Source organism: Caldifarcimen microaerophilum (assembly GCF_055387105.1).
Genome location: NZ_AP038914.1, coordinates 1160692 through 1175581, shown reverse-complemented (window position 1 = coordinate 1175581; position 14890 = coordinate 1160692). Strand labels below are relative to the sequence as shown.

At 62.9% G+C, this 14890-nt stretch carries 11 protein-coding genes and 1 CRISPR repeat array (1 of these 12 cut by a window edge); of the genes, 2 read left to right on the top strand and 9 right to left on the bottom strand.

Features of this window, described 5'->3' with window-relative positions; translation table 11 throughout:
* A CRISPR array of direct repeats spans nt 1-7; the repeat unit is 30 nt; it reaches 5876 nt to the left of the window's first position.
* Between the two features lie 265 nt (nt 8-272).
* Together trxB and AC6HU3_RS05490 are read left to right on the top strand one after the other, a co-directional pair.
* The gene (gene trxB, locus AC6HU3_RS05495) at nt 273-1277 is read left to right on the top strand and encodes a thioredoxin-disulfide reductase (RefSeq protein WP_497472780.1); all 1005 of its coding nucleotides are present in this window, start codon (nt 273-275) and stop codon (nt 1275-1277) included.
* The gene (locus tag AC6HU3_RS05490; protein ID WP_497472779.1) at nt 1274-2575 is read left to right on the top strand and encodes an RsmB/NOP family class I SAM-dependent RNA methyltransferase; all 1302 of its coding nucleotides are present in this window, start codon (nt 1274-1276) and stop codon (nt 2573-2575) included. Before trxB ends, AC6HU3_RS05490 begins: the two co-directional genes overlap by 4 nt.
* A 1-nt stretch (nt 2576) precedes the next feature.
* Here the strand turns inward: AC6HU3_RS05490 and AC6HU3_RS05485 are convergent, their stop codons facing one another.
* The 9 genes from AC6HU3_RS05485 to AC6HU3_RS05445 all read right to left on the bottom strand — a co-directional run bounded on the left by AC6HU3_RS05485 (nt 2577) and on the right by AC6HU3_RS05445 (nt 14887).
* The gene (locus AC6HU3_RS05485; RefSeq protein ID WP_497472778.1) at nt 2577-4547 is read right to left on the bottom strand and encodes an ankyrin repeat domain-containing protein; all 1971 of its coding nucleotides are present in this window, start codon (nt 4545-4547) and stop codon (nt 2577-2579) included.
* A gap of 342 nt (nt 4548-4889) precedes the next feature.
* The gene (locus tag AC6HU3_RS05480; RefSeq protein WP_497472777.1) at nt 4890-6119 is read right to left on the bottom strand and encodes a hypothetical protein; all 1230 of its coding nucleotides are present in this window, start codon (nt 6117-6119) and stop codon (nt 4890-4892) included.
* Between the two features lie 290 nt (nt 6120-6409).
* On the bottom strand, nt 6410-6847 hold the full coding sequence (locus tag AC6HU3_RS05475) for an arsenate reductase ArsC (RefSeq protein ID WP_497472776.1): 438 nt from the start codon (nt 6845-6847) through the stop codon (nt 6410-6412).
* A gap of 35 nt (nt 6848-6882) precedes the next feature.
* Nucleotides 6883-7935, bottom strand: coding sequence for an RNA 3'-terminal phosphate cyclase (gene rtcA / locus AC6HU3_RS05470; protein ID WP_497472775.1), 1053 nt, complete (start codon nt 7933-7935; stop codon nt 6883-6885).
* Complete coding sequence (locus AC6HU3_RS05465) at nt 7932-8969, bottom strand: GGDEF domain-containing protein (RefSeq protein WP_497472774.1); 1038 nt, start codon at nt 8967-8969, stop codon at nt 7932-7934. Before AC6HU3_RS05465 ends, rtcA begins: the two co-directional genes overlap by 4 nt.
* A 52-nt stretch (nt 8970-9021) precedes the next feature.
* Nucleotides 9022-10530, bottom strand: coding sequence for a DUF8728 domain-containing protein (locus AC6HU3_RS05460; protein WP_497472773.1), 1509 nt, complete (start codon nt 10528-10530; stop codon nt 9022-9024).
* A 2-nt stretch (nt 10531-10532) separates the two neighbouring features.
* Nucleotides 10533-12104 carry an aldehyde dehydrogenase family protein gene (locus AC6HU3_RS05455; RefSeq protein WP_497472772.1) on the bottom strand — a complete coding sequence of 524 codons (1572 nt, stop codon included), beginning with the start codon at nt 12102-12104 and terminating at the stop codon, nt 10533-10535.
* Nucleotides 12082-13437 carry a sigma-54-dependent transcriptional regulator gene (locus AC6HU3_RS05450; protein ID WP_497472771.1) on the bottom strand — a complete coding sequence of 452 codons (1356 nt, stop codon included), beginning with the start codon at nt 13435-13437 and terminating at the stop codon, nt 12082-12084. Before AC6HU3_RS05450 ends, AC6HU3_RS05455 begins: the two co-directional genes overlap by 23 nt.
* Nucleotides 13415-14887 carry a two-component system sensor histidine kinase NtrB gene (locus tag AC6HU3_RS05445; protein ID WP_497472770.1) on the bottom strand — a complete coding sequence of 491 codons (1473 nt, stop codon included), beginning with the start codon at nt 14885-14887 and terminating at the stop codon, nt 13415-13417. Before AC6HU3_RS05445 ends, AC6HU3_RS05450 begins: the two co-directional genes overlap by 23 nt.
* Nucleotides 14888-14890 lie beyond the last annotated feature (3 nt).

Here is a 14890-nt window from a genome sequence, read left to right as displayed (position 1 = left end):
TCGAAACCGCCAGCACCCCCGATCCCGGCGGGATTCCTCACATCCACTCTCAGTTCAAAAGACCCTGCGTTTTCTTATCATATAGTTTGAGTCCGGAAAGGTCAAACACCCCTTCCCTTCAGGATTTTCTCACCCTCCCCCACCTGTCGTCGACCCCCCGGACTTTTTGCACCACCGGAGGTCGACGACAGGTTTGCATCTCCGAACCCTGAGCCGTATCATAATTGCACACCGCACATATACACAGACAGAAAACAAGGAGGAGGAGGATCATGCTGGAGTTTCGTGTGGACGAGGCCGGACCTTCGGGTGTGGAGGAAAAACAGCGGGAATTTGACCTCGCCATCATCGGTGCCGGACCGGCCGGACTGACCGCCGGGCTGTATGGCGGACGGGCCCAGCTCTCCACGGTGATCTTTGACCGGGGCACCATCGGCGGCCAGCTCACCCTCACCGATCGGGTGGACAACTACCCCGGTTTCCCCGAAGGGATTTCCGCGGCAGACCTGATCCACCGGTTCCGCAAACACGCCGAAAACTTCGGGGCCCGGGTTGTCCTGGAAGAGATCCAGAAGATCGAGCCCCTGGACGACGGGACCTTCCACCTGTGGGGACTGGAAAAAGAACCTTATCACGCTAAAGCGGTGATCCTGGCCATGGGTTCCCGTCCCCGGACCCTGAACGTTCCCGGAGAAAAAGAGTTCGGAGGACGGGGGGTTTCCTATTGCGCCGTGTGCGACGGCCCCTTTTTCAAGGACCAGCCCGTGGCGGTGGTGGGGGGAGGAGACTCGGCCTTTGAAGAGGGATTGTATCTTTCCAAAATCGTGAGCAAGGTGATCCTGATCCATCGGCGGGACGAATTCCGGGCGGCCCCTATCTTTGTGGAACAGGCGCGACACAACCCCAGGTTCGAATTCGTTCTGAACAGCGTGGTGGAGGAGATTTTCGGCGATTCCAAGGTGCGGGGCGTGCGGGTGAGGAATCTCAAAACCGGGGAAGTGAAAGAAATCCCTGTGGAGGCGGTGTTCATCTTCATCGGACACATTCCCAACACGGATCTGGTGAAGGGCCTGGTGGACCTGGACGAGCAGGGGCACGTGATCACCGACGAGCACATGCGCACGAGTGTGCCGGGCATCTTTGCCGCGGGGGATCTCCGGAACACCCCCATCCGTCAGGTGACCACGGCGGCAGGAGACGCCACCATCGCGGTGTACACCGCCCAGGAATATATCCGGGAGGTGGAAACCCGACTCCGGAAAGTCCGGGCGGGATGAGCCCTCGCCGGAAGAGCCGCCGCCCGCGGAAGCGGGAGGCGGCGTTTTCCCTGTTTTTCGCCGCCACGGAGGAAGGGCGGTGGGTGAACCGCCTGGCCCCCGCCGTCCTGGACGATCTTTCTCCGGAGGACCGGCGGTTTGCCGCTCATCTGGTCTATGCCGCCCTCCGGCGTCTTCCCCTTCTGGACTGGAAACTGGCCCGGCTTCTCCACACGCCCCTTCCGGATCTGGAGCCGCCAGTTCGGGCGGCGCTCCGTCTGGGGGCGGCGGAACTGGAGGAAGGCCACCCGCCTCCCCCCGTAGTGTCTGCATGGGTGTCCATCACCAAACGCCACTCTCCGGGCGGGGCGATACTGGTCAACGCGGTGCTCCGCGCCTACACCCGCACATCCTTCTCCGACCCACCACCGTCCGTGCAGACCGGTCTCCCGGAATGGCTGTATCGGCGCTGGAAAGATCGGGGATGGCTTCCCCGGATCCTCCCGTGGCTTTCTGCCCCTCCCCCGCTGTATCTCCGGATCAACACGCTGGAAGGCCGTCTGGATGCCCTGAAAGAGCGGATCCGGGCGTGGTATGAAGCCTGGGGCGGGACGGTGGAGGACACCGTTCTCCCCGAAGCCCTCCGGGTGCATCTCCATCCCTGGGAGGTGAACCTTCCCCCGTCCTGGTATTATCTCCAGGATCTTTCCAGCATGCTCATCGTCCACCTGCTGGACCCCCGGCCGGGTGAGCGGATCTGGGATATGGCGGCAGCGCCGGGAGGGAAGACCGCCCACATCGTGGCCCGGACAGGAGGACGGGTCCGGGTGGTGGCCACCGATCTCCACCGCTCCCGGGTGAACGCCATGCGGGGGGTCCTCAACCGCCTTCACGCCCTTTCGTCCGTGCGTCTTCTGGTGGCGGATGGGACGAACATGGCCTTCCGGGTTGGTTTTGACCGGATCCTGCTGGATGCCCCCTGCAGCGGCCTGGGTCCGGTTCGGCGCAAGCCGGAGGTGCTTCTCCGCATGCATCCGGGGCGTCTGGAGGAACTCGCCGGGATTCAGGAGAAACTGCTTGAAAACGCCGCCAACCACCTCCGCCCCGGGGGATTGCTGGTGTATGCCACCTGCACCACGGAACCGGAAGAGAACGAGGAGCGGGTGGAGGCCTTTCTCCGGCGCCATCCGGAGTTTGTCCCCGGACCCGTGAAAGAGCTTCCTGAAGGGGTGGAGGAAGTCACACCGGGGATCTACCGGATCGCCGGAGACCAGCTCCAGGCGGACTTTGCCTTTGCCGCCCGTTTGCGGCGGCGATGAGTCAGTTCCCGCACCTCAAGAATCGGCGCATGTCCCCGGTTCGGGCCTTCCGGCACAGGGAGGTGGTGGAGACCTGCGCGCCGAGTTCCCGGAGCACCTGAAGGGCCGCTTTCTCTCCCCCCATCACGGCGAGGTGAAGGGGCGTGTTCCCGTACCGATCCCGTTCCACCGGGTTCACCGCCATGCCCACCAGCAACCGGATGGCCGCCGTATCTCCCGCAAAGGCCGCAAAGTGCACCAGGTTCTTTCCGTCAAACGCAACAAAGTTCCCATGCCCCTGCCGGATGGCCTTCCTCACGAGCATCCGGAGCAATGCCTTGTGCCCCCGATAGGCCGCGAGGTTGAACACCGAGAACCCCTGAAGGGATTTTTTTCGCGGGATGGGAACCGGCCGGGCAAGATCGCCGTCTTTCTCCTGGGCCACCACCAGGCCGGGCCCCCGGTCAGTGCAGTCTTGACCAAATTCCGTGCACACGTCAGGGGCAACAGGCGGCGATTCCGGTCGATCCACAGTGGAGAGAAGGGAAGCGCCTTCCCGGAGCAACATCTTCACCAGCCGGGAATCGCCGTCCCACACCGCCCAGTGGAGGAGGCGAAAGCCCGAGGGGTCGGGAATCTCCAGGTTTTCCGGCCGGGCGACCACCCGGATCACCGCCCCCCGTTCTTCCGGACGCATCAGCCGGAAATCCAGGAACCACCGCAGATCTCCGCGAATGAGATTCCGGAGCGAAAACCGGGCCACTTCCCGATCCCCCGAAAACGCTCGCACCGAATCCCCCGCAAGCTGGAGCCGATCATAGGGGAGGCGAAGGCCCCCGATCACCACGCCTCCCGGAACCCGGAAGCCTCCCGGTGCCGGCGTGGCGCCCTCCACCCGCTCTTTCCGCGCACGGTCCACAGCAAGAAGGGCGGAATCCGTCTCGAAGATCTCCTCCAGCCCTACTTCCGACAGCCAGCGGATGGGAATGTCCCTCCACCGGAGGACAAAACGCATCTTCTCGGTGGGAAAACAGCACAGGTGGGGACAGCCTTCTTCCAGGATCAGGAGGTCCTCTCCGGCCCAGACGGGATAAGCCACATAGAACGGTCCCAGGGTGTCGTGGGGGGTCATGATCCACACGTCCGAGATGCAGTAGGGTCCGGGGGTCATACCCTCCAGGCTGATCCTATCGCGCCGGGCGTGGGGGGATTTCCGGAAGGCAAAGGCAAAGGCGCCGCCGGGGCTCCACGCCACCGGAATGGCCTCATCCAGCAGGGCATCCCACAGCCAGGGTTCTGCCATGAAATGCCACGTATCGTGGGCCACGATCAGACCCAGATAGGTTCGGTCCAGGTTGATGAGCTCTCCGGAGACAAGGAGGTTGGCCGATCGGTGAGTTCGGCGCTGGTACAAGGGCAGGGGGAAGAAGGGACCGAAGGTGTCCCCGTCCACCCGGACGAACTCCTGCTCTCCCAGGCGATAGCGGAAGGCCATATGATGTCCGTCGGGGGAAAACCAGGGTCCGAAGGCATCGTCAAAGGGGCCGAACACCCGGTCTTCCACCTGCACCCGGACGTTTCGTCCCACCTCCTTCCAGGGACGGTAAACATTCTCTCCCCCGGAGGATTTCCCGAAGCGTTTCATGGCGGAGAGGGGAATCCAGGTGAACCCCACGTCCCCCCGGGGGGAGAGGTCCACGAACAGGACCGCGCCAAAAGGCCCACGGTATCCACGGGGGCTCACCACCCAGTAGGCCCCGTGCCCCGTGTCGGCGGCGGCAAAGGCATAACCCCACGGGCGGATCACACCGGGGATGAGCGGACCCCATTCGTCGGCTGGATTCATCATCAGGTCCAGCGCCTGGAAAGGACCCAGGGTGGTGTCGGGGAGGTGAATGAAATACCCGCTCCCCTCTTCCCAATCCACCACGTCGCGGGGAAGGGTGATCGCCCCCAGATCGGAGAGGATCAGGAGGATCGGGAGCAACAGCATGGAAAAACCATAAACCGGAAAGGGTGAATGTTCAAGATCTGCGGGCAGAGCTCCGGATATACGTTAGGACACCCTCACCGAACGCACCCCACGCGGTTTTCCGGAGAAAACCGCGTGGGGACCCCGAAAATGCAAATTTTCCCTGAAGTGACGGGGTGTTTTCTCCCCTCCCCTGGTGGGAGGGGCAGGGGGAGGGGGAAATGTCCGAACTTCAGACCCCCACCCCCTCCTCCGACGGATGCGGGAAAATTTTGCCTCTGTGGGGTGTGCGGCCACGGCCACACCTTACGGGTTCTCACCACCAAGGGTGACGATCCATCCCTCCGGCCTGGACGCTTCCTCTTAACGACGGGAGTTTTTATCTCCTGTTTCTTTCAGCGTCGCACACTCCAGACTCCGGGTTGGATCCGTGGGACCCCCGGGGACACGGAACTGCTTGTGGACATCACAGTGAATCACCCAGTCCGACGTGTCGGGCGGGCGATACAGATGAATCTGCCAGGTGAGCATCAGTTCGTCCACGATGGGATCCCGGGGGTAAAAGTCCACGGTGTCCTTCATGGTGCCCATGCGGACGGCGTCAGCCTCATACCCGAAGATTTCTATGTCTTCAGGGGGAATCTGAACGTCTCGAAGTTCGCGGAACACCTCGCAGGCAATGCCGGAAAGGCCGCCTCCCAGAGCGGAACAGAGAATGGCGAGGGGATGGAGTTTGGGAATTCGTTTCCGTGAGGTGAGAAAGAAATCACTCTCAGGAGGTTGAGAAGGATGGAACTGGTTGGGCGTCATCCACCGGTCCAGGATTCTGACCCAGCCCGCACACCCCCTCCCCTCGTCCGCACAGCTCGTGATAGGGAAGGGGGACCCGGGGGGAGTAACCTTCAAAATCGTGAGGCGTGTTTGTGACAAATCGAGGATCCCCATACGATATCGCTTGTACACACCAGGTTGCGGACTAAAAATTCGGTACTTGAGACCATAGTTCACACACGACACGATGGTCCCCACGGTGGAGCGCAGGCGGGTATACTGGCTGCTGTTCATCCGGAAACAAGCCGAAAACGTGCTGTCCTCCATCTTCTCGATCTTTTTCCCGAACCGCAACAAGCCCAGCTTTTTGAGAACATTGTAGGGGAAGGGAAGGAGGTCCGGGGTGATCATTTTGTCATAATCCAGCGTATCATAGAGCGGTTGCTTGGGTGCGGGAGGGTGGAGAAGGGCATCCCAGATGCTGTCCACCGCCACCACATAGGCGGCCTGGAGGCTCTCCGGAGGCGGACTGGCCAGGAAGGCGTGCAAACTGTCCCGAAGGTCCGGGGAGAGAACGGAATCCGCAAAATCCCGCAGCACCGTGTCCATGAAGAGGTGATAGAACAGCACCTCGCCCAGGCCCTCTTCCACAAGGGCTTCAAACAGACGGACCGAAAGGGAATCTTCACTCTGACGGAGGCTGTCCAGATAGGCCTGAACAGGTTCCGGAGCACCGGAAGCCGGTCCGTTTTCCACGGGTGCTTTTTTCCCACACCCCGCAAACCCGGTCAGCAGGCCCAGAACCAGCATCCACCGCTTCATCCGCCCTCCTCCTTTTTCAAGGTCAGGAGAAGGATATACCCCCCCCCCGTGAACGTTCAAGGATTGCGGTCCGGATATGCGTGAGACCTCCCTGGCTTTCCTTGCCCTTCAGGGGGATGGTCACGGACGTCACCTTTGCCGTACGAAGGATGGAGGGAAAAGATGCGCCTTACAAAGTTCCCCCAGCCGTGCGGGCGAGGGCGAGGAGATCTCCGTTCTCGCCTTTCAGGACGTGGAGAAATTCCATTCGCTTCCTGTCCCACGGGCCTGGACACGAAAGGTGAGGTCCTTCATGAACCGAAGGTTGCGAGAATCCAGTCCCGGATGGCATCCCGGACCTTCCGGAATGCCTCCTGTTGCTCCTGAGGGTCTTCCACCGCCGAAGGGTCCGGAAAACCCTGGTGTATCCGCCGGTGGGCGTTGGGGAAAAAGGGACAGGTCTCCCGGGCGTGATCGCACACCGTGACCACCACGTCAAACCATTCGTCCCGGAATTCTTCCACCGATTTGCTCCGGTGGTGCCGGATGTCCACGCCGATCTCGTCCATCACCTGAATGGCCAGGGGATGGACCCCCCGGGGTTCGGTGCCGGCGCTCGCGGCCTCATACCGGTCCCCCAGGAGGGCGTTCAGAAGACCCTCCGCCATCTGGGACCGGGCGCTGTTGTGGGTGCACACGAAGAGAACCCGGATTTTTGTTTTTCGTCCCTGTGCGGGCCTGTTCTCCATCCTCCTCCCTGCTGGATGGATTCAGGATACACCCCTCACGCGAAGGACCGGTTAAGGTGCCCGGAAATCCCCGGCGAGCGGAGGATCTGGCCCTCCTGCATCAGGACGCCGGGACCGAAAAACTGCGACAGCACATACACCCCGCTTTCCAGATGTCCCGTCCACCGGGGCACCGTCAGACATCCTCTCTGAAGAACAAGCCAGAGTAGCAGGTGATCGGCCAGGTGCTCGTCCACCGTTTTCCGGGCAAGGGCGTCCAGGAGTTTTCGGGAGGCTTCCTCCCCCACCCCTTCGGCGGGTTTTCCCCGTTTGCCCAGGGCATCGGCGCCGAGCCGGAGACCATCCCGGGTTTCGGCCCAGAGGGTCAGGCTGGTCCCGGGGCTGCGCGTTCGGACATACCGGATGGCGATGTCCACGGGAAGGCCCGTTGCGGACAGAGTATGCCGCGCGGACCGGGCCTGGCGCTCGGCCACCTTCCGTCCCGCCAGGTCCTCGCTTGCGAGCGACACGCCCCGGATGGCGATCGCATCCAGGGGATGACACAGCTCCAGGGGCGGGACAGGGCCCGAACGGGGATCCACCGTCACCACCACCTCTCCTCCACCCCGGGGATAAAACCCGTGCCGGCGGATCTCCAGTTCCACTCTTCCCCACGCCTGGAGATAGGGCAGAACCACCTCCTTCACCCAGAGAATGGTGGGGGAGAAGGGCACATCCGTGCCCCCTTTGAGGTGGAACCGCACCCGTCCCGGTGCAAAAAGGGCGAGGGGAAGCAGGCTCTGGAGAACGAGGGGGATGGAGCCTGCGGTGTGAAGGTCAAAGAAGAGGTCAGCGGAAGCGGGCTTTCCCGGTGTGAAGGTGAGTTCGGTGGCCCCCACTTCAAGGGGTTCCGCACGGGCGCCGGTCCACCGGGTGAGGATCTCCAGAATGGCCAGGTGCTGGCGTTTCAGCCCGGATTTTGTCCGTCCCGCCCGAATGTGCACCATCCGGAAGGGAAGCCCGGTCAGGGTGCTCACCACCACCGCCAGGCGCAACATCTGGCCGCCCCCTTCGCCTATTCTTCCATCCAGAATCAGAAGATCCTTCATCCTTCCAGCACGCGGCCCACCCGCACGCAGTTTTTCCCATCCCCTTTGGCTTGGTACAGGGCGCGGTCAGCCCGGGAAAGCAACCGCCGGAGTTCCTCGCCGGGCACATACGTGGCCACCCCGAAACTCCCGGTGACGGGTGGCAGGCCCTCCATCCGGAGGGAAGCGAGGGCAGAACGGATCTGCTCCGCCAGGGCCAGGGCACCGGGAAGGTCCACCGGAACCAGCACCATGAATTCCTCACCGCCCCACCGGTAGATCCGGGCGTCCGGCGGGAGAAAAGAGCGGACCGTCCGGGCGCAGGCCACGAGAAGGGCATCTCCCCGGTCGTGCCCGAAGGAGTCATTGATGCGCTTGAAATCGTCCAGATCAAACATCACCACACTGAGAGGGTGTGTTCCTTTTCGGATCAGACTGCCCACATCTCCCCAGAAGGCCAGCCGGTTGGGCAGCTCGGTGAGGGCGTCGGCGTGGGCGAGGGCCACCCAGGCCTCCTCATACATCCCGGTGACCCGGGCAAAAAGTTCCAGGGCGATGGTGGTGATGATGTACGTGAACATGGACTCTGTGAAATGGGCCACCGCCACGCCCCGAGCCAGATAGGTCCCGGCCACGGTGAGGTAATACAGCAAACCGAAAAGAAGGGCAAAGGGCCATCCCCTCCGGAGGCCCAGATAGGCCACAGGGGGAACCGCGGGAAGCCACACCAGGGACGAGATGTCGTGGGGCAGTTCATCCCAGATGGCCATATAGAACACCAGGGCCAGGCCGGAAACCATGAGATACCGGAGGAAACGTTCGGCGCGCCACTCCCTCCAGAGAGCCACGGGAAGAAGGAAAGAAGGAAGGATCATTGCTCCCTGGAGCAAGGCTACCAGCCGGGAGCCTTCCAGAAAGTCCATCCAGGCGTAATAGGTGTAGAGGGGGGCGGCCACCAGGCTCATGGTGCCCACAATGCGCTTCTCCATCACCCGGGCCCGCCCAAACACCTGGCGGGCAAAGGCCACTCCCTCCTCAATGGGCGTTTGTCTCATGATGTGTCTCGATGTGGAGCTATCATACACGTTGGGGCCCGGAGGCTCCACCTCAGGGGTCCAGGCGCCAGCGGACATCCGGAGGCAGACTGTCCCGGGAGAAGGCCTCCAGCACTTTCCGAAGGCGGGGAAGTTCGGTGGAATCCACGGCAAAAAAGGAGATCACGCTGTCTCCCGCAATCAGATTGTTCGGGATGGTCCAGGTTCCCACCCGCGTCCATCTCCCCCGGAGCTCCGGAAACCATTTTTCATAAAAGATCGCCACCTTCACCCTCTTCTCCTCCACATACGCTGGAATTCGCCAGGGTTCTCCCGCGAGGCGCATCCGGGCCACCGTGATATCCCCGAGCCCCACGAGATCCACACATTCCAGATCGGCAAAAAAGTTGGGTGCCCCCACGTCCCCCAGCGCAACGCGTTGACCGGTGTAATAAGTCCGCAGAAAGCGGGCGGTCTGGACCTGCATGTCGTGGATGTTGCCCGCGGCCTGGGGAGTGAGGAATAGGGCCAGGATCCGTGGGGAGGGGATCAGGAGAAGCCCCAGGAGGAACAGGGTGCGCGCGGGTGGTTGCAGCGCGGGGAACAGGGGTGCCAGGGCTACGAAGCCCAGGCTGATCAAGTAGGCCTCATACCGGAAAAACCACCCCGTCTGGGCCAGGGCCATGTGGAAAACAAGAAGGGTCACCAGCGAAAAGGCGGATTGAGCCGTCCGGTCGTTCAGGACGGGGAGGAGACCTCCCGTTTCCTTCCACCGCCGGACCAGCACGCCGCCCAGGACCAGCAGGAGGACCACAAGTTCCGGTGCTTTTTCCCCGTTGGTGAGCAGGTTGGACAGGATCCCGGGAAGGGTGAGCACGGCCCCCTTGAGCCGGACGGTGGGGGGAAGAAATCCCCACCCGTGGACCAGGGTCACCAGGCCATACAGGATCACGGGGAGCCACGCCGCGCCGGCGAGAAGGAGGGCATCCCGGAACCGGCCCCGAAGGAAAAGAAGGAGCACAAACGCGGCGGCGAGAAACAGGCTTTCATACCGCAAGGCGGTGGAGAGAGCCGCAAGGAAGAGCACCACCGGGGTTCGGGAACGGCCCTCCAGCCACGCGAGACCCCGGGAAAAGAAGAGCAGGATGGCCGGAATGTGAAGGGTGTGTTCCATCCCCAGCACGGCCATGACGGGAAGGGGCAGAACCAGGACATGGACCATGCTCACCATTCCCCGAAGACGGTGAGGGAGATCCCGAAGCATCCGGTCCATCACCAGGAGGGTCATTACACCCCCTGCGATCCCGACCATTAAAGGAATCCATATCTTCACGCCGAAAAGGGCAAACAGGCCGGCAAGAAGAAGGGTATACAGGGGGGAAGACGTGGTGGAAGAAAAGGCGTAGGGGGTGAGACCCCACACCCCGTCTTCGGCGAAATGGCGGGCCACGGCCATGTGGATATACGCATCGTCCAGGGGATACACCCAGGTTCCCCCCGTGCGGTGAAGGACCGCGGGAAGAAGAAGGAAGAGCAAAAGCCCGTACAGAAGAAAGGGAAAGGTCTGTGCGCGGGAAAACACCCTTAGCGTCCCCGGAAAAGCCAGCGAAGGAAAGCCCCCACAGGGATCCGCCGGCGGAGGAATCCCAGATAAGGAAGAAAGCGGTAGGAGCGCATCACCCGGCGGGGACCGTCCAGACGGAGGAGATCCAGATAATCCAGGAACAGATGTTCCAGAAACGCGGGATAGGGGATCCACCAGGCCAGGGGACGGGGAGGGATCTGGACGTCCACCACCACGGGTTCGGTGACCTCCAGAAGGCCCCACACGCCGTGGGTCCGGCCGATGCCGGAGGCTTTCACGCCGCCCCAGGGGAACTCCGGTTCTGCAAAGGTGTCTGTGTGGGTGTTCACCGTGACCACCCCGGCTTCCAGACGGGAGGCCACCCGCCGGGCCCGCTTTGAATTTCGGGTCCACACCGAGGCGGTGAGACCATAGGGTGTCGCGTTGGCCCAGCGAACCGCCTCATCCTCGCTGTCCACCACCTGAACCGCCACCACCGGGCCGAAGGTTTCCTCCTGCATCACCTGCATTTCGTGGGTGGCATAGAGCAGGACCGTGGGTTCGTAGAACAGGGGCCCCAGATCCTCCCGTTTCTTCCCGCCGGTGGCCACCAGAGCCCCTTTTTCGCGGGCGTCCTCCACATGGGCTTCCACCTTGGCAAGCTGAAACTCCGCCACCAGAGGACCCATGTCCTCTCCAGGCCGGATACGCCGGGCTTCTTCCACGAGAAGGTCAAAAAGCTCCAGGCTCACGGAGCGCTCCACATACACCCGTTCCACCGCCGCACAGGTCTGTCCCGCGTTGGTCATGGCGCTCCAGATGATCCCCTTCGCCGTGAGGGGAAGATCCGCATCCCCGAACACCAGGGCCGGGTCGTTTCCTCCCAGCTCCAGGACCACTTTTTTCGGTCCCCCGGCAGCAAGCTCCATCACCCGTTTTCCGGTGGACACGCTTCCCGTGAACAGAATCCCCCGGACATCCGGATGCCGGACCAGGGCTTCCCCCACCGAGGCTCCCCCCTGCACCACCGTGACCAGGCCTTCGGGAAACCCCGCTTCCCGGAAGAGCGCCCCCACCTGTTCTCCCGTGAGGGGGGTGAGGGGAGAGGGTTTGAGGACCACGGCGTTCCCGGCCAACACGGCGGTGGCCGTCTGGAGGAAGGGGATGGAAAAGGGATAGTTCCAGGGGGCGATCACCCCCCACACCCCGGTGGGGCGGAGTTCCAGCCAGGCACGGCGATTTCGAAACAGAGGGACGGCATGGGGCATCCGCCGTCTCCGGAGGATGTCCGGACCCCGGTGAATCAGGTATCGCACGCCCTCCGCAGCGGGCAGAACATCGGCGAGGAGGGCTTCCTGCCGGGGTTTTCCCTCTTCCCGGGAGATGAGATCCGCAAGGTCCACGGCATGCGCCACCAGCCGGTCCAGCAGGTTCCGGAAGAGATCCACGCGGTGGGAAAGGGGGGTGGACGCCCAGACTTCCTGAACCCGGACCGCACGGCGGACGGCTTCTTCCAGCGCTTCCGGTGAGGTGACCTCCACCTCCGCCAGAACCTCACCGGTTCGGGGATTATGTGTCTTGAACCGGGCCATGGCCCTCCTTCCTGTAGCGATCCAGTTTTCTGTAGAGGGTGGAAAGATCGATGCCCAGGATTTCCGCCGCTTTCCGTTTGTCGCCCCCCACGGCATCCAGCACCCGGAAGATATGGCGGCGTTCCAGTTCCCGGAGGGGCAGGAAAAGACCCGCATCCCCCGGGGACTCCCGCTCCAGAATCCGCCGGATCAGGTGGGCGGGAATCTCCTCCCCTTCCGAAAGGAGGACCGCCCGGGCGAGCACGTGGGCAAGTTCCCGGATGTTGCCGGGCCATTCATAGGCCCGGAGGAATTCCATGGCCTCCCGGGAAAGACGTTTGCGGGGCATACCGTATTGCTCGCTGTGAAGATCCAGAAAGTGCTCCACCAGGAGGGGAAGATCCTCCAGGCGTTCCCGAAGGGGAGGGAGGCGCAGGGTGATCACGTTCAGGCGATAGAAGAGATCCTGGCGGAAAGCCCCCCGGGTGATCTTCTCCTCGATGTTCTGATTGGTGGCCGCCACAATCCGCACGTCCACCGGAACGGGACGGGTGTCTCCCAGGGGGAGGACCTCCCGGTTTTCCAGGACCCGGAGGAGTTTGGGCTGGAGAGGGAGGGGCAGGTCCCCGATTTCGTCCAGAAAGAGGGTCCCGCCCTCCGCCTGCTGAAACAGGCCCGGCTTATCCCGGTCGGCGCCGGTGAACGCGCCTTTCCGGTATCCAAAGAGTTCGCTCTCCACGAGGTCTGCGGGAAGGGCGGAGACGTTGACGGGAAGAAAGGGCTTGTCCGCGCGTCGGGAAAGGCTGTGGATATAGCGTGCCAGGACTTCTTTGCCCGTTCCGCTCTCACCCAGGATCAGAACGGGCACGTCCACCGGAGCGATCCGCTCGGCTTCGGCAAGGATTTCCTGCATCCGGCGGTTGCGGGAGGTGAGGACGAACCGGGAGGCCATCTGGCCCTGCCGGAGACGGCGGTTTTCCTCCCGGAGGGCCCGGACTTTCTCAATGCGTTCCCAGACCACCAGAAGTTCTTTGAGCTCAAAAGGCTTGCGGAGATAATCTGTGGCGCCCAGACGAAGGGCCTGAACGGCCGATTCGAGATCGGCATAGGCCGTGATGATCACGACGGGAAGATCCGGATACTGGGCGCGGATCTTCTCCAGCACCGTCATGCCGTGCATGCCCGGCAGGCGGAGATCCAGGAGCACCCAGTCCGGCGGCCCTTCCTGCTCAAGGTTCTTGAGGGCGTCTTCGGGATGGGCGAACACCTGAACGGTGAAGCCATGACCGGAGAGGAAATCGGCGATCAGATCCCGGATGCCTTCACTGTCTTCAATCACCACTGTTCGGGGCATGAACCACCTCCCGGGGAGAGAAGGGTGCGGACGCGGAGGGGTGCACGGGAAGGGTCACCACAAAGAGGGTTCCCTCACCCGGTCGGGAGTGAACCTCCACCCTTCCGCCGAGCTGCTCGGCCGTTTCCTTCACGATGGCCAGTCCCAGGCCGAACCCGTCCGCCTCTGTGGTAAAAAAAGGCTCAAAGATATGGGCTTTCCGGTCTTCGGGGATCCCGGGGCCGTCATCCCGGACCAGGATTGCCCAGGTTTCGGGTTTTGTTTCAACCTGGGTGAGAGGATCCGAAAACCGCGCCGCTGGACCCAGCACCACCGCCTGAACGTTCCGCCCATACCGGCGGGCGTTCTCCACCAGGTTCCGGACCATCCATCCCACCCGCTGGACGTCGGTGATCACCCTTCCCCTTCCCTGAAGCTCGAGGGGGAAGCCGATCTCCCGGGAAAGAAGCCGGGCCAGTTCGTCCAGTTCGATGTCCTGTAGGGAGGGGGAGGACCCCACCCGTGCATAGGTGAGAAAGGCCTCCACCAGATTCTGGAGCCGGTCCAGCGCCCGTTCCACGTGGTGACGATAGCGGGCCTGCCGCTCGGCCGGAGAGCGATCCCACAATTCCAGGGCTCCCCGGAGGGTCATGACGGCGGAACGGATCTCGTGGGCCAGGTGGGAGGAAAAACTCCCCACCGTGGCCCACCGGTCCAGGTCCCGCAAGCGTGCTTCCATGACCCGCTTTTCCGTGATGTCCTGAAAAATGGCCAGGATCCCCCGGTTTTCCGGGAGGGGGGTCCAGCCCACTCCATAGATCCGTTCCCCGACGCGGATCTCGGACTCCCGGATCCCCTGCCGGAAAGCCCGGCGTGCCTCCCGGCGAAAGGCCTCAAATGCCCCTGGGGTCAAGAGCCTCCGGGCCGCCGGGTTGTCGTACAGCAGGTTCCCCTCCCGGTCAAAGGCCATGACCCCGCTCTCCAGGCTTTCCAGGATGGCACGGCGATCCAGCCGAATCCGTTCGTACAGGGTGCTCAGGGTGGAGACCCGTTCCCGAATATAGAGGCCCAGGGCGGTGGCCAGCAAATACAGTCCGGCAAGAAAATACCGCGAAGTCAGGTCTCCGTCCACCAGGGCGAGGAACCCGAGGGCCCCCAGGAGAAGCAGGAGGGCCAGGGATCGGGAAAAGAGAAAGGCTCCCTCCACCAGGGGAAGGATACCGAACATGGCAAAGGGGGACGTTCCCATTCCCGTGGTTGCCACGAGACCCGTGATTCCGAAAAGATCCGCTCCCAGGCGGAGCCACCGGCTCATGGCATGGGGAAACCGGAAGACCAGGAGACCCAGACCCAGGGGGAGGGTCACGCACAGCACACGGAAGGGGGTGGGCCCGATGAAAAGAACCCCTCCACCCAGGAGGACCCACACACCCAGGTGGAGGAGTTCAAAAAACCGGCGGAGTTCCCGCACGGA